The sequence below is a fragment of the Polaromonas sp. genome, assembly GCF_036676035.1.
Lineage (GTDB): Bacteria > Pseudomonadota > Gammaproteobacteria > Burkholderiales > Burkholderiaceae_C > Polaromonas.
This window is the reverse complement of sequence record NZ_JAKFDR010000010.1, coordinates 47,723-68,625: the sequence shown is the minus strand read 5'-3', so window position 1 is coordinate 68,625 and position 20,903 is coordinate 47,723. Positions and strand designations below refer to the sequence as shown.

The following is a 20,903-nucleotide window of genomic DNA, read 5'->3' as shown; positions in this document are numbered from 1 at the left end:
GTTCCGCAACGACGCCGGCACTGGGATGATGCGCATGGTGGAGCCCCACTCGATATCTGGTCAAGACGTAGAGGCCGTGTTCGGCGTCAGGGCAGCAGCGTCAACTGATGCGCCATGCCGGATGGGTTCAGGCGCAAGGGCCGGTACTGAACATTAGCCCAGTCGTCACGCATGTCGCGGTAGCGGCTGGAAAACACCAGGCCGCTCTGCCCGGTCTGGTAGATGAAGCGGGAATTCTCAAGATTGCTCAGGTCGTACAGCGTGCGCAGGGATGCGGCGTGGCGGTTGGCAAACGGGGCTTTCCCGTCGTTGGGCCAGTACTGGCCGACATTGACCGTGAAGGCATCGCCGCCGGTGGGTGCGGTGACATCAAACAACCGCGCCAGCAGCGGCACGTTGGACAAAGGCCGGTGTGCCGACAGGGCGTAATGCGCCTGGCCCCACTGCCACGTGCTGACCTTCGCGCCGTACTGCGCCTGCAGGCGCGTGAGCGCGCGGTCCAGTGCGGCACCGGCGGGCACGGCGCAGCCGCTGCTGCCGCACCAGGCGGTGTCGTTGCGCTCCAGGATGTCTTCGATCGCGCTGCGAAAGTGGCGCTTGCCATACAGCGCCTTGAAGCGCGCTTCGCCCAGCTTGCCGCCGATCACGCCGCGCGTCAGTTCATCGACCCACGCGGCAAAGATCAGCGGCGCGGCGCTGTCGGCGCGCATGGTGCCGTCAAAGCCGGCCAGCACAGCCTTGGCATCGCTGGCCAGTGGATGGGTTGCCGCCGGGTCCGACAAGGCCTTTTGCAAGAAGGGCAGCAGCCGGACGGTGGCCGTTGACAGCTGGTCCGCCTGGATTTTTTGCATGGATGCCAGGTCATGTTTGGGGGTGGCGGCCAGCAGCTGTTCAATCCGGTCATAACGGTAAGGCACATACCAGTCCTGCCCCATGAAGTAGGCGTAGCCGGGTGGCGTGATGCGCTGGTTGGCCGTGGACAGCCAGCCTTTGCCGGCAATGGCCGGCGCATCGGTCTGCGGCGTCTGCGCGTAGGAAATCCAGCCGGCCCAGTCGTAGCGGGCATCCCAGCCCGGTGACGGGGCGATGCCCCGAATGTCGTTGTCTGGGCGGCGCAATGGCGCTTTGCCCACCGCTTTGTACGCGGTTTTGCCGTCTGCATCCGCCATCACCACGTTTTGCATGGGTGAGTGGTAGGTGGCAAACGCGGCCAGCAGTTCGTCGACCGACCGGGCCTGGTTGCTTCGCAGGCCGGCCAGCACCGTCTGGTTGTCGGCGTCGAGCGCGCTCCAGCGCAGCGCCAGCGCATATTTGCGGGTGTCCAGCAGCTCGGCCTGCGGCTTTTGCGCGTCGCTGAGCACCGGGCCGTGCCGGGTTTCACGCACGGCCAGCGTCACATCGGGCTTGCCTTTGACCTTGATGAGCTCGCTGCGGGTGCTGAAGTCGGCCCAGGCCAACTCCCCTATCTTCCCGGCTTTCCCTGCTGGTGCCGGAACCCTGTACTGCTGCGGGTTGTCCGGGTTGATCCGCTCCAGGTACAGGTCCTGCACGTCGGGGTTGGTGTTGGTAAAGCCCCAGGCCACCTTGCCGGTGCGGCCCAGCACCACAAACGGCAGGCCGGGCAAGGTCGCGCCTATCACATCCAGCGCGGGCCCGGTGGAGCCCGCAGCCGCCGGCGCCTGCAGCCGCGCAAAGTACCAGATGGCAGGGGCCGACAAGGCCAGGTGCGGGTCATTGGCCAGCAGGGGTTTGCCGCTTTGGGTGTGGCTGCCCGCCACCACCCAGTTGTTGGAGCCCTTGCCTTCTACCAGTCCGAGATCCCGCGTCCAGGCCTGGATGTCTGCGCTCAACCCATCGGCTGTTTCCGGCTTTTCTTGATGGTAAAAAATGCCACCAGCCCTTGTTTTAGTTTCATGAGTAGCTATTGTTTTAGTAGCATCTGTCGGGCTGCTCCGGTAAACCCCCAGGTCCGCATAGAGCCTGGCAAAGTCGGTTTTGGAGGCCGGCGGCTCGCCAGGGTAAGGCGGAAACAGCTGCCAGAGCTGCCCGGTGCCCAGCACTTTGGCGGCGGACAGGCGGGCAAACTCGGTGCCCCAGTTGCCACTCAGATCCAGCGCCATCATCAGGGACCAGCCCAGGCTGTCTTGTGGCGACCAGGGCCGGCCCGAGCTGCCGCCCGGCTTGACACCCAGCAGGTGAAACTCGGGCGGCAAGGCCTGCGCGCCGTGCGCGTAAAACGCGTTGATGCCGTCGCTGTAGGCCTGCATGGCCTGCTTGCCCTCGGCGGGCAGGCTTTGCCATTGGCGCTCGGCCGCCTGCACCACGCCCAGCGTGCGCAGGAGCTTGTCGGTTTCCAGCGTGGCCTCGCCAAACGCTTCGGACAGCTCGCCATGCATGAGGCGGCGGTTGAATTCGAGTTGCCAGCCACGCTCCTGGGCATGGACATAGCCCAGCGAAAACCAGGCATCGCGCGGCGATTGCGCCTGGATATGAGTCACATCGGCGCTGTCGCGCGCCACCGTGACCCGGCTGGACAGGCCGGGAACTGTAAGCTCACCGTCGAGCGCCGGAAAAGCGCGCGCCACATAAATACCCGCCCCTGCTGCCAGCAGTACCGCCAGCAACAGCAAGGTCCAGGAAAACCGTTTTAGCCAGATCAAATCAGACCCTAAAGCTCCGAAGTGCCCCGGCTCAGCTGAACGGCATCGCCGGTGAACTTGAAGCTCACTGTCGGTGCAGCGAGGTCGTCGAAAGGGGCGCCCAGCGCAATTTCACCCGGCTCGTACAAGACGCATTGTTCGCGGCGCAGGGCAATGATGGTATCGCTGCTCGTAAAGCGGACCCAGGTGCCATAGCTGCTGACGTCTTCGATGCTGAACTGGCCGGCATGCCACAGGATTTTGGCGTGCAAGCGCGACACCCGTGGATCGTTCACCAGGAATTGCGCCTGGTTGATCCGGCCCAGAAAAATCGGTAGTTGGGACGATTCGAAGGAGGAGTGAATGTCCAGCCACGACAGCTCAATGCCGTGAAGCAGCGAATCGGGTTGGTGGCTCATGGTGGTCAAACCCGCCGGGACCGTCAGAAATTCGGACAACATCTCGGATTGCCATTCGATGCGGTAGACCACGCACAGCTCGCTGCGACCGCGGATGTCCATGGGGCCCAGGCTGCGAAAGCGCACCTGGTTGTTATCCGGCAGATGCTGGATCACCACATCGGTCGCAAAGATCTGGTCAGGTCCGGAGATGTCACTCAGGCGCGATGCCACGTTGACGGCATCGCCAAAGCAGTCGCCGTCCTGCTCCACCACCTTGCCGCGTGCCAGTCCGATCTGCAGCCGCATCTGGAGTTTTTCGGGCCAGTTGCTGATGCGCTCGCTGTGCACGCGCTGCATTTCGGTCGCCGCATCGACGGCTGCGCTGTTTTGGGGGAACACCATCAGCACGCCGTCACCAAGGTACTTCACCACGCGCCCGCCACGGGCCGTGCAGACCGTGCCTATCCAGTGAGTCAGCCGGGTGATGGCCTGGGTCGCCTTGGTGTTGCCCAGTGACTCAAAAACACCGGTACTCCCTGTCAGGTCGGCAAAAACGACGGTAACTGCAGTCATTGAACTTTCTCTGGCGTGTAAATCTTTTCAGTCATTAAATCACACGTCACCCTGTTTTCAAGGGTTAAAAATGAGTTCAAAAGTAGCTTGTCACCATGGTTCAAGCCAATGCCGGGCGGCATCCAGCCGCTTCAGGCGTCAGGCGATGTTTGTGCAGGCTTCAGACCGCCGCGGGCTTGAGCTGGAGCGACTTGAATTCCAGAAACTCTTCGAAGCCGTACACGCCGTTTTCGCGCCCGTTGCCCGATTGCTTGTAGCCGCCAAACGGCGCGTTGCCGTTGAAAGGCCCGCCATTGATGTCAACCTGCCCGGTGCGAAGGCGGCGGGCCACTTTCATCGCGCGCTCGTCACTGCCGCTCCAGACGCCGCCGCCCAGGCCGTAGATGGTGCTGTTGGCGATCGCCACCGCTTCGTCTTCGTCTTGGTAGGTGATGACGACCAGCACTGGCCCGAAGATTTCTTCCTGGGCCAGCGTATCCGTGGCCTTGATGCCCAAAATGGTGGGCTGCACAAAGTAGCCCTTGTCCATGGCCGGCTTCTCGGCGCCGCCGGCAATCACATCGGCACCTTCTGCAATGCCGGTGCGGATGAAATCGAGCACGCGATCGCGCTGGGCGGCACTGACCAGCGGGCCCAGCTTGCTGCTTTCCTCCAGGCTGGGACCTATGCTGAACTTGGCAATCGCTGCCTGCGCCAGCGCCTTGACCTCTTCGTAGCGGCTGGCCGGCACCAGCATGCGGGTGTGGGCCGAGCAGGTCTGGCCGCTGTTGAGCATGCAGGCCGACACCGTGCCTTTGACGGCGGCTTCAAAATTGGCGTCGTCCAGAATCACGCTGGCCGACTTGCCCCCGAGCTCCAGCGCCACGCGCTTGACGGACTGGCTGGCCAGCTCGCCGACACGTTTGCCGGCACGGGTAGAACCGGTAAAGCTCACCATGTCGACTTCAGGGTGCGTGGCCAGCACCTCGCCGACCACCGGACCCACGCCGTTGACCAGGTTGAACACGCCGGGCGGCACGCCGGCCTCGTGAATGATTTCGGCCAGGATCATGGCATTGACCGGCGCAATTTCGCTGGGTTTGAGTACCACGGTGCAACCGGCCACCATGGCGGGCGCAATCTTGAGGGTGATCTGGCTGAGCGGAAAGTTCCACGGCGTGATGCAGCCCACCACGCCAATCGGCTCGCGCACCACCAAGGAGTTGCCGACCTTTTTCTCCCACTCAAAATGGCGTGCCACTTTGGCAAAGTTGCTCCATTGCCAGGTCGGCCCGCCGACCTGCACGATGCGCGCCAGCTTCAGCGGCATGCCGACTTCGCGGGCAATGGCCACTGCCATGTCTTCGGTTCTGGCCTTCAGCCCGGCAGCAACCTTGTCGAGGTAAGCCGCGCGGGTCTCCACGGGCAGTGCCGCCCAGCCGTCAAACGCGGCGCGGGCCGCCAGCACGGCGGCTTCGGCTTCAGCCGCGGTGCCCGAGGGCACGGTGGCCATGAGCGCTTCGGTGCTGGAGTCGTGCACGGGCAGGGTTTCGGAAGACTGCGCGGCAACCCACTGGCCGTTGATGTAGTGCGAAGGATAGTTGGTCATGATCATGAGACTGGCTAATCACCAGGCTGGGTAAATTGAGAAAGTGGGAATGAAAAGAAGCCAAGACTGCTGAGCGCCAAACCCAAAACCATGGGCCGGTTAGAAAGCCGGAAAAGTCATATCAGCATGGTGTTTGAGCATATGGCGACTTTTGACTAACGGTTGATTAAAAATGGAGTCAAAAGAATTAAACATCGTTCAAACGCAGAATTAACATGACATCTGGTTACTAAGCCCTTGATTTGACTGTTGTTTTCCGTTAACCATTTCACGAAAAACTGCATCGAATTGCTTGCCTCAGCCAAGGCAGCGTCTTAATCTAACAGAAGAAGTCCTCCCGCGTGAACTCTCGCCCATACCCGAAAGAAAGCCTGTAGCCCTATGCGCTGGTTGAAACCCAATTTACGAAGCAGTTTCATGGCCCTGCTTGGCTCAGGTGAGGTCACGCCATCCATTCTGGAAGACCGCACCGAGGAAATCCGCCAGACCATGCTCGAAGAGCTGGGTGAGATCGCTGAAAAGAACTACCCCAGGATCACCCGGCGCGTTCGCTACGCACAGGACGTGCAAGGCCTGTGGTACGCCCGCGGTGACGTGATGGCGGTGCTGGCCGCCCTCCACGGCGAAACCGTGGCCCGCGAAAAGGTTGAGCGCATGAGCCGCATGTTCACGGGTTTGCTGCCCGCCGGCCTGAACTCGCGGCCCAGCAAGCTGATGGCCTGAAGCCCTGAAGCTCAGTCCACAGGCTCTTAGTGCTGGTGGCCCCATAGCAGAAAAGCATCCCTGCCCTCCACCGCCAGTGCGATGGGGGCCCCCACCGGCAGCAGCACCTTGGTGGCTACATGGCCATACGGCAAACCGGTCAGCACTCGCGCCTTGACCCGGCTTTGCAGCCAGGCCACCACCGCCGCCAGCTTGAAGCCCTTGTCGTGCGGCACCAGCTTGTAGTTGGTGAACTGCCCCAGCACCACGGCCTTTTGCTGTGCCAGCACGCCGGCATGCAGCAGTTGCGCCAGCATGCGTTCCACCCGGTAAGGGTGCTCGTTCACATCTTCCAGGAACAGGATTCCGCCCTTGACCGCCGGCAGATAAGGCGTGCCAACCAAGCTTGCCAGTACCGACAGGTTGCCGCCCCACAGCACGGCATTTTTGATGCTGAAATGGCCTGTAGCCCCCGTTTTATTTGGACTGTTAGCTACTGAATTGATAGCGTTTTTGGGCAGCTGCCAGCCGGCGCCCTCGCCCTGCCCGGTGATCAGGTCGTCAAAACAGGCTTCCATGATGTCGTCGGGCGTGCCTTCCACACCAAAGTCTTCACCGAGCGCCGGGCCGGCCCAGGTCACCGCACCGGTTTTGGCCAGCAAGGCACTTTGAAACGCGGTGAAGTCGCTCAAGCCCACAAACTGGGTGCCCTTGCTGATGGCTTTGGCCACCGCCTTGTAGTTGATCTCGGGCAGGATGCGCGTGAGCCCATAGCCGCCGCGCGAAATCAGCGCCACATCGGCGCCGCTGGCGGCCGCGCGGTGGATGGCCGCCAGCCGGGTTTCGTCGTCTCCGGCAAAGCGCTGGTGGCTGGCCAGAGCGGCCTCGTCGACTTCGACTTCATGTCCCAGGGCTTTGAGGCGTGCCAGGCCGCGCTTGAAGCTGGCTTTGTCGCGCACAGCGCTGGAGGGTGAGTAAATGTAGATATGTTTTTTCACGGCTGGGAGTATCGCATCCCCGTTACTTGAAAAAATGCACCGCGCGCTGGGCAATAGGCTCGCCCTGCTCGGGCACAAAATGCCCGGCCTGCGCGAGCACCAGGGGCTCGGGGCAATTTTTGATGGTTTTTTGCAGCGCCTGCATGACGGGCGGACCCAGCACCGGGTCTTGCGCACCAATCGCCATCAGGGTCTGGCCAGCCCAGCGCTCACGCCAGAAATCACGCGCCTGGCGCGAGAGGGCCGCGCCGTCCGAATCTTCAAACGCCGGCACCATGGGCGGAAAAGCGCGCAGCGCCGCGCGGTGGCCCTTGTCGGGAAAAGGTGCGCTGTAGGCGGCGCACTCCTGCGCACTCAGCTGCGGGTTGCCGCGGGCGATCAGGCGGGCGACATCGAACTCCGGGTTTTTCGCGCACATCTCGCGCCAGGCCAGAAAGCCTGCCGGCAAAGGCGCATCGCCCGTGCCCAGCATGGTGTTCATGACCAACAGGCCCTTGTAGCGTTCAGGCGCCGCCATGGGCAGCGTCAGGCCCAGCAGGCCGCCCCAGTCCTGCACCACCAGCACGATGTTTTGCAAATCGAGCCGCTCGACCAGCTCGAGCAGTATCCGGCGGTGCCCGCTGAAGCTGTGAAAGCTGTCCTTTTTGGGTTTGTCGCTCTTGCCAAAGCCGATCAGGTCGGGTGCGACCACCCGGTGCCCGGCGGCCAGAAACACCGGCACCATCTTGCGATACAGGTAGCTCCAGCTCGGGTTGCCATGCAGGCAGAGGTAGGTCAACTGATCCGTTCGTACTGAGTCTGTCGAAGTACCCTCGTCGAGGTAGTGCATGCGCAAGCCGGCCAGCGCGGGCAAATCGCTCAGGTAGTTCGGCTGCCACGGGTAGCCCGGCAGGCCTTCGAACGCGGCATCGGGCGTGCGCAAGGCATCGTCGCGCAAAGGATGGGCCAGCCGGCTTTCCTCACGCTGCTCAGCCCGGCGCTGGCGAAAGAAATCCTGCAGCAAGCTGCTGCATTCCTGCGCCAGCACCCCACCCCGCAGCTGGGTCTGGTGGTTCAGCTGCGTCTGGTCAAACAGGTTGAGGACCGAGCCAGCGGCGCCGGTTTTGGGATCAGCCGCGCCAAACACCACGCGCTTGAGCCGTGCATGCAGCACGGCGCCGCTGCACATGGCGCAGGGCTCCAGCGTGACAAACAGCTCGCAGTCGTCGAGCCGGTAATTGCCCAGCGCCTGGGCGGCGGCGCGCAGGGCCACAATCTCCGCGTGCGCGGTCGGGTCGTGGCCGTCGATCGGGGCATTGCGGCCGGTGGCGATGACCCGCCCCTGATGAACCACCACGGCACCGACCGGGACCTCGCCCACGGCAATGGCCGCGCGGGCCTGTGCCAGCGCCAGTTGCATGAAGTCGGTGTCATCCATATTTGCTATCAATTTAATAGCTACCTACGCAGTTATAACGTGGGCCAGGGCCATATTTGACTGACTTACTTTTCATCGGGCATGGGGCGGGCCTGCTGCAGGGTGCCCTCCAGCGTTTGCTTGATTTGCTGCTGGGCCTGGTTGCTTTGCTGCTGCGGGCCAAGGCTGGCGCCGGAGCCAGAATTCGATGGCGCACTGGTAGCCGCCGGCAGCCCTGCGGGCGCTGACGAGGCGGCAAGCTGCTTTTTTACCAGCACGCCGATCGCCAGTGCCACGATCAGCAGGCTCAACACGCCAAAAACTGCGCGCACCTCAGCTCTCCTTGCGCTCGCCCGCTGGCGACGTCATGCCCAGCCGATCCATCCAGCCCGCCAGCGCCTGCTCATTTTCATTGCCAGCCGCATACACGGCTTTCATGGCGGCATGCGATTCGGGTCGGTGCTGGTTAACCTTGATTTTGCATTGCAGATCCGTGACCAGCAGCTCAAAGCCCACAATGCCGGCCAGCATCTTGTGGGCAAACTCCTCACCCAAGCCCCGCCATTGTTCGGCGTAGGGCGGCTCGTGGTCGCCGATCAGTTTTTTCAGCAGGCGGTCTTTGGCCAGCGGATCTTCAATCAGCGTCGCCTCAACCGTGCAGTGCACCGCCAGATAGTTCCAGCTCGGCACCCGCGCCAGGTCGGGATAGACCTTGGGCGACAAATAGGCATGGGGCCCGAGGAAAGTGGCCACGGCTTGCGGTCGCGCCTGCAGATAACGCCAATGCGCATTGGGTTTGGCCACATGCCCCAGCAGCACGAGTTGATCGCCGCGCTCTTCCAGGTGCAGTGGCAGGTGCGTGACGTAAGGAAGACCTGCGCTGTCCACACTGATCAGGCTGGCGAAAGGATGGGCCTGGATGAGCGGAACCGCGTGTTCGCGAGTCTGGCCTTTGAATTGGGGTGGAAGGTACATAGCCTGAAGTATCGGCCAAAACCGGCCGCTTCAAACAGCCGGGATCGTCAGCGCTGTGCGGGCCACATACGAACGTTGGACCATCAGGCTCGCCGTACCTTGACGCCGGCCGCCCGAAAGGTGCGCAACATGCGTTCGGGGGTATTGGCCGGAACGACCAGCATGCTCAATTCATTCAGCGAGGCTATCGCGAAGGCCGATGCAGCCATAAGCTTCTCGGCCGAAGCCAGCACGATTGTTTCGGCAGCGCGTTCATGCAGGGCACGCTTCACCGCAGCCTCCTCGGCGTCCCCCGTGCTCAGTCCGGCGTCAGGATGCACGCCAGTCACGCCCATGAAATAGAGGTCAGCCCGCAGGCGCGAGGCGGCTTCGATAAGCGCGGCACCGACGTTGACCATCGAATGACGGAACAGCCTTCCCCCTAGAACGATGATGTCGACATGCAGGTGGGCGGCGGCCTCCACCGCAACGTTCGGGCTGTGCGTGACGATAGTGGCGCGCAGGTTCGGTGCCAAGTGACGCACCACCTGGATGGAGGTGGTGCCGCCATCGAGGATGACGACCTGGCCCGGCCGGATCATCGCTGCTCCCGTGCGACCTAGCTCGATCTTGTCCTCGATGGATACCTGCTCGCGCGCTCGCAAATCGCCCACAGCCGAAGAGGACGGCAGCGCGCCGCCATGGACACGCTGCAGCTTGCCGGACTGCGCCAACTCGCGCAGGTCGCGACGAATGGTGTCCTCTGACGTCTCGAACTCGCGAGCCAGATCCTTGGCGATCACTTGCCCTTCAGAGCTTAGGCGGGCCAGGATGAGTTGCTTGCGCTGAACGGTCAGCATGGTCTGAATAAAGGATGGCTAGCAACAGTCATAACGGAGGTCGTCGGATTATCGACCCTCGGTAAACCGGCCCATGCAGGGGGATTGTGGTTCATGAGTGAACGTTTTACAATTCACGATATTGCATGATGTTACGCGATATTGCACGATATGACCATGCCAAAAATCACATCCCTTGCCGCAACGAGACCGCTGCTCGTACTGATTGCCGGCCCCTACCTCTCTGGTACGGGGGGTGACCCCGAAAAGATTGCAGCCAATCGTGCTCGACTGGAAAGCCAGGCCCTGCCGATTTACGAGCGCGGTCACTTGCCGATGGTGGGCGAGTGGATGGCACTGCCTATCATTCACGCCGCCGGAGGCCGTTCCCACGGTGACTCGGTGTTCAGTGCGTACCAGTATCCCGTTGCTCATCGGCTGCTGCAGCGCTGCGATGCCGTGCTGCGCATCTCCGGCGAGTCGCGCGGCGCCGATCTGGACGTGTCGCGAGCCCGCGAACTAGGCCTACCCGTCTACAGCGACGTCAGCCAGCTTCCCCAGTTCGTCAGGGCCTCGGCGCTGGAGGCGCCGTGAGCGACGCTGTGACGGCTGGATCGAGCGAGCGCATTCGCATTGTTGAGCAGCGCTTGTTGTCGGACGACTGGTTTGTCCTCAAGAAGACAAGCTTTGAGTACTTGCGACGAGACGGTCGCTGGCAACTGCTGCATCGCGAGACCTACGACCGGGGCAACGGCGCCGTGCTGCTGCTGTTCAATGTGGCACGCGGTTCGGTCGTGCTGACCCGGCAATTCAGGTTTCCGGCCTATGTCAATGGATGCGCCGACGGCCAACTGATCGAAGCCTGCGCCGGGTTGCTGGATGGCGACGACCCTCATACCTGCATCCGCCGCGAGGCCGAGGAGGAAACCGGGTTCGTCGTGCGATCACCGCGCAAACTGTTTGAGGCCTACATGAGCCCTGGATCGGTCACCGAGAAGCTGCACTTCTTCGTTGCAGAGTACGAAGATCGGGACCGCGTTGCCACAGGCGGTGGCCGCGAAAGCGAGGGCGAGGATATCGAGGTGGTGGAGTTGCCTTTGAACGACGCATTGCGGATGGTGGCGTCGGGAGCCATCCAGGATGGAAAGACCATCATGCTCCTGCAACACGCCGCCCTCACTGGACTCGATCGATTGCGCTTTGGTTGATGTCGGCGGTCATGAAGTCGCCAGTCGCTGCGCTGGTCGATCCCGCTGCGCGGGGGGGCGCCAGAGCGTCCGCGTTGCGCAGCAAGCAGCGGCGGCGCACCCTGTGATCGCGCTCGACGGCTTCGCTTCGCCGAGCTGACGCCTCGCGCGATCCTCGCCCTTCGCTGCGCGCACTCACCAATTGCCCATCGAGGGCAATTGGCTCGCCAGCCGCTACGCTGGTCGATCCCGCTAGCGCGGGGCCCTCGCCCTTCGCTTCGCGTCTTACTCCCACTCAATCGTGGCTGGCGGCTTGCTGCTCACGTCGTAAGTGACGCGGTTGATACCGCGCACCTCGTTGATGATGCGGCCCGACACCTTCTTGAGCAGCGCATACGGTAATTCGGCCCAGTCGGCAGTCATGAAGTCGCTGGTTTGCACGGCGCGCAAGGCCACCACGTAGTCGTAGGTGCGTCCATCGCCCATCACGCCCACGCTTTTCACGGGCAGAAAAACCGTGAAAGCCTGGCTGGTGAGGTCGTACCAGGTTTTGCCGCTGGCTTCGTCCTTGAAGTTGCGCAGCTCCTCGATGAAGATGGCATCGGCGCGGCGCAGCAGGTCGGCGTATTCTTTTTTCACTTCACCCAGAATCCGCACGCCCAGACCGGGGCCCGGGAAAGGATGGCGGTAGACCATGTCGTGCGGCAGGCCCAGCGCCTCGCCCAGCTCGCGCACTTCGTCCTTGAACAGCTCACGCAGGGGCTCCAGCAGCTTCAGACCCAGCTGCTCGGGCAGGCCGCCCACGTTGTGGTGGCTCTTGATGGTGACGGCTTTTTTGCTTTTGGCGCCGCCGGACTCGATCACATCGGGGTAAATCGTGCCCTGGGCCAGCCATTTGGCGCCCTTGATGGCCACGCCACCGCCGGCCTTGAGCTTGGCCGCTTCGGACTTGAAGACTTCCACAAACTCGCGGCCAATGATCTTGCGCTTGGCTTCCGGCTCGCTCACGCCGGCCAGGTGCCCCAGGAACTGATCGCTGGCATCCACCCGGATCACCTTGGCGTGCAGCTTGCCGACAAACATGTCCATCACCATGTCGCCCTCGTTCAGGCGCAGCAGGCCGTGGTCGACGAACACGCAAGTGAGTTGATCGCCAATGGCGCGGTGAATCAGGGCGGCCGCGACGGATGAATCCACCCCGCCGGACAGGCCCAGAATGACTTCTTCATCACCGACCTGCTCACGGATTTTTTCAACGGCCTCGCTGATGTAGTCACCCATGATCCAGTCGGGCCGTGTGCCGCAGATGCCGAGCACAAAACGCCGCAAAATCGCGGTGCCCTGTTTGGTATGCGTGACTTCCGGATGGAACTGGACCGCATAAAAGCGGCGGTCTTCGTCGGCCATGCCGGCAATCGGGCAGGAATCGGTGCTGGCCATGAGCTTGAAGCCGGGCGGCATCTCGGTGACCTTGTCGCCGTGGCTCATCCAGACGTTGAGCATGCCCTGCCCTTCGGCCGTGGTGAAGTCGGCGATGTCCTTGAGCAGCGCGGTGTGGCCGCGGGCGCGAACGTCGGCAGAGCCGAACTCGCGCTTGTGGCCACCCTCGACCTTGCCGCCCAGCTGGTGCGCCATGGTCTGCATGCCGTAGCAGATGCCCAGCACCGGCAAGCCCAGCTCAAAGACGGCTTGCGGCGCCTTGTCGGTCGTGTCTTCGTACACGCTGGCGTGGCTGCCCGACAGGATGATGCCCTTGAGCGAGCCGTCCTTGGCGTAGTCGCGCACCCAGTCATCCGTCACATCACAGGGATGGACCTCGCAGAACACATGCGCTTCGCGCACGCGGCGGGCGATGAGCTGGGTGACCTGGGAACCGAAATCGAGAATGAGGATTTTCTGGTGCTGCATTTGATTCAATCAGTCTCTGCTAAACCGCTTTGAGCCGGAGAGGCAATTTTCCGACGGGCCGCCCCTAGGAAAATTAGCCCCCTCGGGGGGCAGCGTAGTACACGAAGTGACAAGCGTGGGGGCCTAATCAGCCCGGTAGTTCGGCGCTTCCTTGGTGATCTGCACGTCGTGGACATGGCTTTCGCGGATGCCTGCGGAAGTGATTTCCACAAACTCAGCCTGGTTGCCCATGTCTTCAATCGTGGCACAGCCGCAGTAGCCCATGCTGGCCCGCAGGCCGCCGGCCATCTGGTACACGATGCCCACCATGGAGCCTTTGTAGGGCACGCGGCCTTCAATGCCCTCGGGCACCAGCTTGTCGGCATTCGGGTTACCGGTGGTGGCTTCCTGGAAATAACGGTCGGCACTGCCCTGCTGCATGGCGCCAATGCTGCCCATGCCGCGGTAGCTCTTGTAGCTGCGGCCCTGGTACAAAATGACCTCACCGGGCGCTTCCTCGGTGCCGGCAAACATGCCGCCCATCATCACCGTGCTGGCGCCAGCGGCAATTGCCTTGGCGATGTCGCCGCTGTAGCGGATGCCACCGTCGGCAATCAGGGGGACGCCGCTGCCGCGCAGCGCCGTGGCCACATTGTCAATCGCCATGATCTGCGGCACACCGACGCCGGCCACGATGCGGGTGGTGCAGATGCTGCCGGGACCAATGCCGACCTTGACCGCGTCGGCACCGGCTTCGGCCAGCGCCAGCGCCGCCGCGCCGGTGGCGATGTTGCCGCCGATCACGTCAATCTGCGGGTAATTCTTTTTGACCCAGCGCACGCGCTCGATCACGCCATGGCTGTGGCCGTGGGCGGTATCGACCACGATGGCATCGACACCGGCTTTGACCAGCGCTTCAACTCGCTCCTCCGTGCCTTCGCCGACACCGACCGCAGCACCCACGCGCAGGCGGCCCGAGGCGTCGCGTGCGGCATTGGGGAAATTGGTTTGCTTGGTGATGTCCTTGACCGTGATCAGGCCCTTGAGCTCAAAGGCGTCGTTGACCACCAGCACGCGTTCGAGCTTGTGCTTGTTGAGCAAGGCCTTGGCTTCGGCGGCAGAAGTGCCTTCCTTGACCGTAACCAGCTTCTCGCGCGGCGTCATGATCTGGTGGGCTTTGACGTCGTAGCGGGTTTCAAAGCGCAGGTCACGGCTGGTCACGATACCGACCACTTTGCCGCCGTCGCACACCGGAAAACCAGAGATGCCGAGCTGCTCGGACAATTCCAGCACCTGCAGCACGGTGTGCTCGGGCGTGATGACCACGGGATCGCGCACCACCCCCGACTCATAGCGCTTGACCTTGGCCACATGCGCGGCCTGCTCCTGCGGTGTGAGGTTTTTGTGCACGATGCCAATGCCGCCCTCCTGGGCGATGGCAATCGCCAGACGGGCTTCAGTCACCGTATCCATCGCAGCCGACACGAGCGGCAGGTTCAGGCGGATGTTGCGGGAAAACTGGGTGGAAAGCGAAGTGTCCTTGGGCAGGACTTGGGAGAATGCTGGCACCAACAATACGTCGTCGAAGGTGAGCGCTTTGCCGAGTAGGCGCATAAGGTAAGCTCCAAAAACACGATTGTACCCGCGTCGGTCGGTACAAACCCTAGCGGGTTAATTCGATGTAACAGCGCGTGAAAACCGCGCCTTTGCGCAGGGGCCTTTCGCAAATTGCCTTGTCACGGCGCTACACTGCGCGGATGGACCTCAAACTTGCCACAAAAACCCTTCTTTTGACCCTGGCTGGATGCTCGTTTGCCCTGACCGCGTCTGCCCAATGGCAGTGGATAGACAAGGACGGACGCAAAGTGTTCAGCGACCGTCCGCCTGGCGCCGAAATCCAGGAGAAAAATATCCTCAAGCGGCCTGCCAGCAGTGCGCGTCTGCCGGTTTCGGAGGCGGTTGCCGCCAGTCAGCCGGCCGCCGCCGCATCGGCTCCGGCGCCCAAATCCAGCGCCCCCAAGCTGTCTGGCAAAGACCCTCAGCTGGAAGCCAAGAGAAAACAGGCTGAAGAGGAAGAGGCGGCCAAACGCAAAGCCGAGGAAGAAAAAGTGGCCGTAGCGAGAACTGAAAACTGCGAACGTGCCAAGCGCGGTCTTGCAACCGTTCAATCAGGTGTGCGGGTTTCCACCACCAACGCCAAGGGTGAACGCGAATTCATGGACGACACGGCAAGGGCCGCGGAAACCAAGCGCCTGCAGGACCTCATCAGCAAAGAGTGCAAGTAAATGGCTTCTGTCCAATGAAGTGGCTGCGGCGTCAAGGACAAGTACTGGGGCTCACCCGGCTCAATACCCGGCCTTGCCGCCCGCCCTGGTTTTGGAAAACAGGCCGGCTCGTTTGGCCCCCTGGCGGCTAAAGCGCTCGCGGCGGGCGATTTTGGGGTCGACCCGCAAGCCGCGGTAAATCTCCACCCGGTCATGCTCGCGCAAGGCCTGCCCGGCGCTGACCTTGCGGCCCCAGATCCCCACCGTCAAATGGCCGGCATCGAGCTCCGGGAATTCCGCAAGCACCCCGCAGCTGGCAATAGCCTGCGCGACCGTGCTGCCCTGCGCCAGGTCCAGCAGCCACTCGCGGACCTGCCTGGGGGCGGGTGAATAAATCAGCGATACCTTCACGTGAGCCCTACCCCTCAGGCCTCGCCGTAAACCTGGCCGGCCCTTTTCACAAAAGCATCCACGAGGCTGCCGGCAATCTTGTCAAACACAGGCCCCACCAATGCCGCCAGTGCGGCGTTGTCAAAGCCATAGTGCAGGGAGAAGTTAACCTTGCAGGCACGCTGGCTGCCATCGCCCAGCTCGCTGAAAGTCCAGTGACCATAGAGTTTTGAAAACGGCCCTTTGACCAGCTGCATGTCCACCTTGTGATCCTGGTGATGGCTGTTGCGGGTGGTGAAGCTCTGTTTGATGCCACTGAACGAAATGCCCAGCTCGGCCGTCATGCCGCCGGCGTCCTGTTGCACCACACGGGAATGATCACACCAGGGCAAAAACTGCGGGTAGCTGGCCACGTCAGTGACCAGCGCAAACATTTCAGCGGGGCTGTACCAGATAAGAACGGACTTGTGAACGGTTTTCATACAATGGGTATCTGGGCGCAACTGCAATTGTATTAGTCGCTGTACTCAGCACTCGGCAATGAAAGCCCTTATCTTTTAGTTATGGCCACCAAAGAAGCATCCCACTCCAAAAAACCAGCCGCAGCGTCTTCAGGAAAGCCCGCCGGCAAAGCTGCCGAAAAGGCGGCGGCCGCCATACGCATCGCCGACAACAAAAAAGCCGTTTTCAACTACCACATTGAAGAGCGGTTTGAAGCCGGCATGGTGCTGGAAGGCTGGGAAGTCAAGTCGGTGCGCGAAGGCAAGGTGCAGCTGACCGATGGCTACGTGGTCATCCGCGGCGGTGAGCTGTTCATCATTGGCTGCCAGATCAACCCGCTGGGCACGGCCTCGACCCATGTGCGGCCCGACGCCGTGCGGACCAAAAAACTGCTGATGCACAAGGACGAGATCCGCCGGCTGGTGGGCAAGGTCGAACAAAAAGGCTTCACGCTGGTGCCGCTGAACATGCACTGGAAGGCCGGCAAGGTCAAATGCGAGATTGGCCTGGCCAAAGGCAAAGGCGAGCACGACAAGCGCGACACCATCAAGGACCGCGAAGGCAAGCGCGAGGTCGAGCGCGCCATGAAATCCAGAAACCGCTAAAAAGCCGTTAAAGAAGCGTAGTGCAAACTTATTTTGGGGTGGATGGAATAAAGCCGCCGCGCAGGGTGTTTATCCGGTTGCAGACATCTTCTGCTTAACTACTTCCCGGAGAGCTCCATGAAATTTCTAAGCATTGCAACATTGACCGCCGCCCTTCTGGGTGGCTGCGCCTACATGCCCGGCAGCAGCAGCCCGGCCAAAGTCGCTGATGGGGTGCTCGTGGGTCCCAATGGCATGACGCTGTACACCTTTGACCGGGATGTCGCCGGCAGCGGTAAATCTGTCTGCAATGGCCCCTGCGCCACCAACTGGCCCCCTTTGATGGCTACCGAGATGGACAAGCCTAGCGGCGACTACACGGTCATCACCCGCGACGATGGCAAAAAACAGTGGGCCGTCAAGGGCAAGCCACTGCATTACTGGATCAAGGACATGAAAGCCGGTGACAAGACGGGCGAAGGCGTACTGAACCTGTGGCACACCGCCAAGCCTTGAGTTCAGGGACTGCCATGGCCGCCCTACCCGCAGCGCATGAACCGCTCTGAGCTAATTGCCCAGATTCCCGGCCTGCGGCGTTATGCGCGGGCCCTCACGGGCGATGCCTGGACGGCCGATGACCTGGTGCAGGACACGCTGGAGCGTGCCTGCAAAAAATGGCGGTTCTGGGTGGCGGGTTCTGATTTGCGCGCCTGGCTGTTTACCCTGATGCATAACCTGTTTGTGAACCAGCTCAGGCGTTCAAGCCGGCAAGCCGGCATGGTTGCCCTGGATATCGATGATCTGTCCAACGAGCTGGCAGCGCCTGATGCCGGCCAGGAGCAAGCCATGGATTTGCAGCGCTGCCTGATGCGCCTGCCGCAAGACCAGCGGGCGGTGCTGCTGCTGGTCAGCCTGGAAGACATGAGCTACGAAGAAACGGCCCGCATTGTGGGTGCACCGGTAGGCACCGTGATGTCACGCCTGTCACGCGCACGTACCCGCTTGCGCGAACTGATGGACAGCCCGGCCAAAACGCCTGCCGTGCCGGACAGCTCCGGAAATGTGGCCGCCCTGCGGCGTCTCAAATGAAATGCGTTGAACACAGCCATGGACAAGCCAACTGCTGACAAACCCTCGCTGGACGAGCTCAATGCCCTGGTCGACAAGCAGTTGCCGGCCGATGCACGCGCGGCCGCGCTGGCGCGTGCGATGGCCGATCCGGCTGCCCGCGAAACCCTCGCCGCCTGGCAGGCGCAGAGAAATGCCTTGCGTGAACTGCACCGTCCGCTGCTTGACGAGCCGGTTCCGGAGACCTTGCTGGCGGCTGCAAACCGTAGTGCGCAAGTGCGTCAGAAAATCGATCACTGGTGGCGCTGGGGTGGCATGGCGGCATCGGTCATGCTGGCGTTTGGCGTCGGCTGGCTGGCCCATGGCCAGTGGCAAGGCGGCTGGCCAGGTGACGCCTCCCAAAAAATGGCGGCCAGCCAGCTCAGGGCGGGCCAGGAATTCATTCGCCAGGCGGCTTTGGCACATGCCGTGTACTCACCTGAAGTACGCCATCCGGTGGAAGTCGGTGCGGCCCAGCAGGACCACCTCGTGCAATGGCTGTCCAAGCGGCTGGGCAAGCCCTTGAAAGTACCCTCGCTGGCCGCTCAGGGCTACGCGCTGGTGGGCGGACGCCTGCTGCCCGGTGGCAGCGGTGCACGCGCCCAGTTCATGTTCGAGAACACCGCCGGCGTTCGCGTCACGCTGTACCTCGGGGCGGTGGATGCGGGTGGCGTGCCGGCCCGTGCGGCGTCGCAGGCCAAACCCGGCAGCCAGGACACGGCTTTTCGCTACAGCAGCGACGGCCCGGTCCCCGGTTTTTACTGGGTTGACCAGGGCTTTGGCTATGCGATGAGCGGCCCGGTGTCCCGGGATGAACTGATGAAACTGGCCGAGCTGGTTTACCAGCAGCTCTGACTATCGGGCCGTCAAAGCTGGCGCAAGGGGTGCGCCTCTGCAGACCAGGGGCTTGCAAAAAACGGCGCCACCATCTCGGGCGTCACCGCCTCAATGCGTGCCGGGTTCCAGCGGGGCAAATGATCCTTGTCCACGGCCAGCGCCCGTATGCCCTCCACGGTCTCGCTCGCGGCGCCGGGGCGCAGGTGAAAGCAGTGGTGCACCATGTCGCGCTCCATGCGCAAGTCGTCAGCCAGACGCATGTGGCGTGCCCGGCGGATTTGCTCGAGCACCACATGCAGCATCAGGGGTGAGCGCTTGCGCAGCGTCGCCGCCGTGTGCCTGGCCCACGCGTCGGGGGCAGCCTCCAGCGCATCGATGATGTCCTTGACGGTTGGCAGAGAAAAGAAAGCGTCAATTTGAGTGATAGCCGCCGAATTGCTTGGTTTAGTAGCTATCAAATTGGTAGCAATCCATTGATCCACCGCGGCCGCGTTGTCAAATGACTGGCTGGCCAGGGCCTCCCACAAGTCGGGCAGCCGGGCCGCTTCCAGCCTGACATCGGCCAGCCCGTAAGCCAGCGCGTCATCCGCTCTGATCACCTCACCCGTCAGCGCCAGGTACTCGCCCACGCTGCCCGGGCAGCGGCTCAGGAAGTAGCCGCCCCCCACATCCGGGAAGAGCCCAATATTGGTTTCGGGCATGGCCATCTTGGTGTGCTCGGTCACGATGCGCACCTTGGCGCCCTGGCTGATGCCCATGCCCCCACCCATGACGACGCCGTCCATGAAGGCGATGTAGGGCTTCGGGTAGCTGTGAATCAGGTGGTTGAGGCTGTATTCCTCAGTGAAAAAATCGTCCAGTGCCGGATCACCGACCAGTGCTATCTGATGAAAAAACCGGATGTCGCCGCCCGCACAAAACCCGCCAAAGAGCGCTTCGGGGCTGCCGGGGCGGCCCACCTTGTTGCTGCCGCGAATCGCCACCACTTGAACCGACGGATCGTCGCGCCAGGACAGCAAGGCCTTTGCCAAGTCCCGGATCATCTGCAGCGACAGCGCATTGAGCGCCTTGGGGCGGTTCAGGGTGATGAGCCCGGCATTGCCGCGCCGCTCGACCAGCACCTCGGTTTTGACTTCTGCATTCATACCCTCTGCCTCCATCCAATCAGTTCATTGATCACCAGCGCAGCAATGACCAGGCTGCCGCCGGTCAAGACGCTGGCGCCCGGCACCTCGTTGGCACCGACCCAGGCCAGCAAAATTCCGAAAATAACTTCCAGCAGCGCCAGCAAGGCGACTTCGGGCGCCTTGAGCACGCCGGCGCACATCACCGACAGCACGCAGGGAATGGCCAGCTGAACCAGGCCCAGCAGGGCCAGCAGGCCGATGTCATGCGGCGTTGCGGAAAACGGAAACGACAACGGCAAGGTTGCCAGCGATGAAATCACCGCGCCCAACAGCACCGCGGGCACCAGGTCGACATTCTTGCCATGGGCGCGGCTGTGCTGCACCACCGTCCAGTTGCTGGCGCTGGCCAAAGGCACCATCAACGCCACCAGGGTTCCACCGATGTGGCTGGACAGGTCCATCTGCCCGCCATACATCCAGGCAATGCCGGCGCCCGCCATCGCAATGGCCAGCCAGGTTCGCGCGGGAATGCGGTGGCCGATGAACGCGCGGGCCAGCAAGGCCGTGATGAAAGGGCTGACCGCCATGGTCACCAGCACATTGGCCACCGTGGTGAGCGTGAGCGCGACCATGAAGGCCGTGAACATCACGCTCCAGCAGACGCCCGACAGCCAGAACGCGTAGCCACCGTTGCGGATCTTCGTGAAAACCGCCTTGCCCTGGAAAAACGGCAGGATGACGAGCAGCGACGCCAGCGTGAAAAAGCTGCGCCAGAACGTGACTTCAAAGCTGCGGGCCGACTCCAGGTGGCGGGTCACGACACCGGCAATCGACCACATCATGGCCACGAAAATCATCAGGATGACAGCGCGGGAATGCGTGAGTTTCATGGGCTTGCAATCAATTCAGGCTGCTATGCGAACATAAAA

Annotated in this window: 22 protein-coding genes; 8 read left to right on the top strand and 14 right to left on the bottom strand. The window is 62.4% G+C overall.

Annotated features, from left to right (window positions below; translation table 11 throughout):
* Positions 1-86: 86 nt before the first annotated feature.
* The 3 genes from V6M61_RS02195 to V6M61_RS02185 form a co-directional block, all read right to left on the bottom strand.
* Complete coding sequence (locus tag V6M61_RS02195; RefSeq protein ID WP_332774918.1) at positions 87-2,660, bottom strand: penicillin acylase family protein; 2,574 nt, start codon at positions 2,658-2,660, stop codon at positions 87-89.
* Positions 2,661-2,668: 8 nt separating this feature from the next.
* Positions 2,669-3,613 (bottom strand): adenylate/guanylate cyclase domain-containing protein, encoded by a 945-nt coding sequence (locus V6M61_RS02190; RefSeq protein WP_332774917.1) that lies wholly within the window; start codon positions 3,611-3,613, stop codon positions 2,669-2,671.
* Positions 3,614-3,773: 160 nt separating this feature from the next.
* Entirely contained in the window at positions 3,774-5,201 is a 1,428-nt protein-coding gene (locus tag V6M61_RS02185; protein WP_332774995.1) for an aldehyde dehydrogenase family protein, read from the bottom strand.
* Positions 5,202-5,618: 417 nt separating this feature from the next.
* Here V6M61_RS02185 and V6M61_RS02180 point away from each other — a divergent pair, with 417 nt between their 5' ends.
* Positions 5,619-5,924: a hypothetical protein gene (locus V6M61_RS02180; RefSeq protein ID WP_332774916.1), complete on the top strand. Its 306-nt coding sequence runs from the start codon at positions 5,619-5,621 to the stop codon at positions 5,922-5,924.
* Between the two features lie 26 nt (positions 5,925-5,950).
* Here the strand turns inward: V6M61_RS02180 and V6M61_RS02175 are convergent, their stop codons facing one another.
* The 5 genes from V6M61_RS02175 to V6M61_RS02155 all read right to left on the bottom strand — a co-directional run bounded on the left by V6M61_RS02175 (position 5,951) and on the right by V6M61_RS02155 (position 10,111).
* Positions 5,951-6,901: an LD-carboxypeptidase gene (locus V6M61_RS02175; protein ID WP_332774915.1), complete on the bottom strand. Its 951-nt coding sequence runs from the start codon at positions 6,899-6,901 to the stop codon at positions 5,951-5,953.
* A 22-nt stretch (positions 6,902-6,923) separates the two neighbouring features.
* Positions 6,924-8,318: a tRNA adenosine(34) deaminase TadA gene (gene tadA, locus V6M61_RS02170; RefSeq protein WP_332774914.1), complete on the bottom strand. Its 1,395-nt coding sequence runs from the start codon at positions 8,316-8,318 to the stop codon at positions 6,924-6,926.
* Between the two features lie 65 nt (positions 8,319-8,383).
* Positions 8,384-8,629 carry a hypothetical protein gene (locus tag V6M61_RS02165; protein WP_332774913.1) on the bottom strand — a complete coding sequence of 82 codons (246 nt, stop codon included), beginning with the start codon at positions 8,627-8,629 and terminating at the stop codon, positions 8,384-8,386.
* Position 8,630: 1 nt separating this feature from the next.
* Positions 8,631-9,272, bottom strand: coding sequence for an FMN-binding negative transcriptional regulator (locus V6M61_RS02160; RefSeq protein ID WP_332774912.1), 642 nt, complete (start codon positions 9,270-9,272; stop codon positions 8,631-8,633).
* An 83-nt stretch (positions 9,273-9,355) separates the two neighbouring features.
* The gene (locus V6M61_RS02155) at positions 9,356-10,111 is read right to left on the bottom strand and encodes a DeoR/GlpR family DNA-binding transcription regulator (RefSeq protein WP_332774911.1); all 756 of its coding nucleotides are present in this window, start codon (positions 10,109-10,111) and stop codon (positions 9,356-9,358) included.
* A 156-nt stretch (positions 10,112-10,267) separates the two neighbouring features.
* Here V6M61_RS02155 and V6M61_RS02150 point away from each other — a divergent pair, with 156 nt between their 5' ends.
* Both V6M61_RS02150 and V6M61_RS02145 read left to right on the top strand, forming a co-directional pair.
* Entirely contained in the window at positions 10,268-10,684 is a 417-nt protein-coding gene (locus tag V6M61_RS02150; protein ID WP_332774910.1) for a DUF4406 domain-containing protein, read from the top strand.
* Positions 10,681-11,298, top strand: a complete 618-nt coding sequence (locus V6M61_RS02145; protein ID WP_332774909.1) for an NUDIX domain-containing protein — start codon at positions 10,681-10,683, stop codon at positions 11,296-11,298. The genes V6M61_RS02150 and V6M61_RS02145 overlap by 4 nt, the downstream gene beginning before the upstream one ends.
* Positions 11,299-11,562: 264 nt before the next feature.
* Here the strand turns inward: V6M61_RS02145 and guaA are convergent, their stop codons facing one another.
* Entirely contained in the window at positions 11,563-13,185 is a 1,623-nt protein-coding gene (gene guaA, locus V6M61_RS02140; protein WP_332774994.1) for a glutamine-hydrolyzing GMP synthase, read from the bottom strand.
* 123 nt (positions 13,186-13,308) lie between these two features.
* Positions 13,309-14,778 carry an IMP dehydrogenase gene (guaB, locus tag V6M61_RS02135; protein WP_332774908.1) on the bottom strand — a complete coding sequence of 490 codons (1,470 nt, stop codon included), beginning with the start codon at positions 14,776-14,778 and terminating at the stop codon, positions 13,309-13,311.
* A gap of 143 nt (positions 14,779-14,921) precedes the next feature.
* Here guaB and V6M61_RS02130 point away from each other — a divergent pair, with 143 nt between their 5' ends.
* Complete coding sequence (locus V6M61_RS02130) at positions 14,922-15,449, top strand: DUF4124 domain-containing protein (RefSeq protein ID WP_332774907.1); 528 nt, start codon at positions 14,922-14,924, stop codon at positions 15,447-15,449.
* Positions 15,450-15,509: 60 nt separating this feature from the next.
* On the opposite strand, the gene V6M61_RS02125 is transcribed toward V6M61_RS02130, so the two are convergent.
* Both V6M61_RS02125 and V6M61_RS02120 read right to left on the bottom strand, forming a co-directional pair.
* Positions 15,510-15,839: an RnfH family protein gene (locus V6M61_RS02125; protein ID WP_332774906.1), complete on the bottom strand. Its 330-nt coding sequence runs from the start codon at positions 15,837-15,839 to the stop codon at positions 15,510-15,512.
* 14 nt (positions 15,840-15,853) lie between these two features.
* Positions 15,854-16,300 (bottom strand): type II toxin-antitoxin system RatA family toxin, encoded by a 447-nt coding sequence (locus V6M61_RS02120; RefSeq protein ID WP_332774905.1) that lies wholly within the window; start codon positions 16,298-16,300, stop codon positions 15,854-15,856.
* 81 nt (positions 16,301-16,381) lie between these two features.
* Here V6M61_RS02120 and smpB point away from each other — a divergent pair, with 81 nt between their 5' ends.
* The 4 genes from smpB (at position 16,382) to V6M61_RS02100 (ending at position 18,865) form a co-directional block, all read left to right on the top strand.
* Positions 16,382-16,924, top strand: a complete 543-nt coding sequence (gene smpB / locus V6M61_RS02115) for an SsrA-binding protein SmpB (protein ID WP_332774904.1) — start codon at positions 16,382-16,384, stop codon at positions 16,922-16,924.
* A 117-nt stretch (positions 16,925-17,041) separates the two neighbouring features.
* Positions 17,042-17,419, top strand: coding sequence for a COG4315 family predicted lipoprotein (locus V6M61_RS02110; protein ID WP_332774903.1), 378 nt, complete (start codon positions 17,042-17,044; stop codon positions 17,417-17,419).
* 36 nt (positions 17,420-17,455) lie between these two features.
* A complete protein-coding gene (locus tag V6M61_RS02105; protein ID WP_332774902.1) occupies positions 17,456-17,992 on the top strand; it encodes an RNA polymerase sigma factor in 537 nt (178 codons plus the stop codon).
* Between the two features lie 18 nt (positions 17,993-18,010).
* Positions 18,011-18,865, top strand: coding sequence for an anti-sigma factor family protein (locus V6M61_RS02100; protein ID WP_332774901.1), 855 nt, complete (start codon positions 18,011-18,013; stop codon positions 18,863-18,865).
* An 11-nt stretch (positions 18,866-18,876) separates the two neighbouring features.
* Here V6M61_RS02100 and V6M61_RS02095 read toward each other — a convergent pair whose 3' ends face one another.
* Positions 18,877-19,992 carry an enoyl-CoA hydratase/isomerase family protein gene (locus V6M61_RS02095; RefSeq protein ID WP_332774900.1) on the bottom strand — a complete coding sequence of 372 codons (1,116 nt, stop codon included), beginning with the start codon at positions 19,990-19,992 and terminating at the stop codon, positions 18,877-18,879.
* The gene (locus V6M61_RS02090) at positions 19,989-20,864 is read right to left on the bottom strand and encodes a DMT family transporter (protein ID WP_332774899.1); all 876 of its coding nucleotides are present in this window, start codon (positions 20,862-20,864) and stop codon (positions 19,989-19,991) included. The genes V6M61_RS02095 and V6M61_RS02090 overlap by 4 nt, the downstream gene beginning before the upstream one ends.
* Between the last annotated feature and the right edge of the window lie 39 nt (positions 20,865-20,903).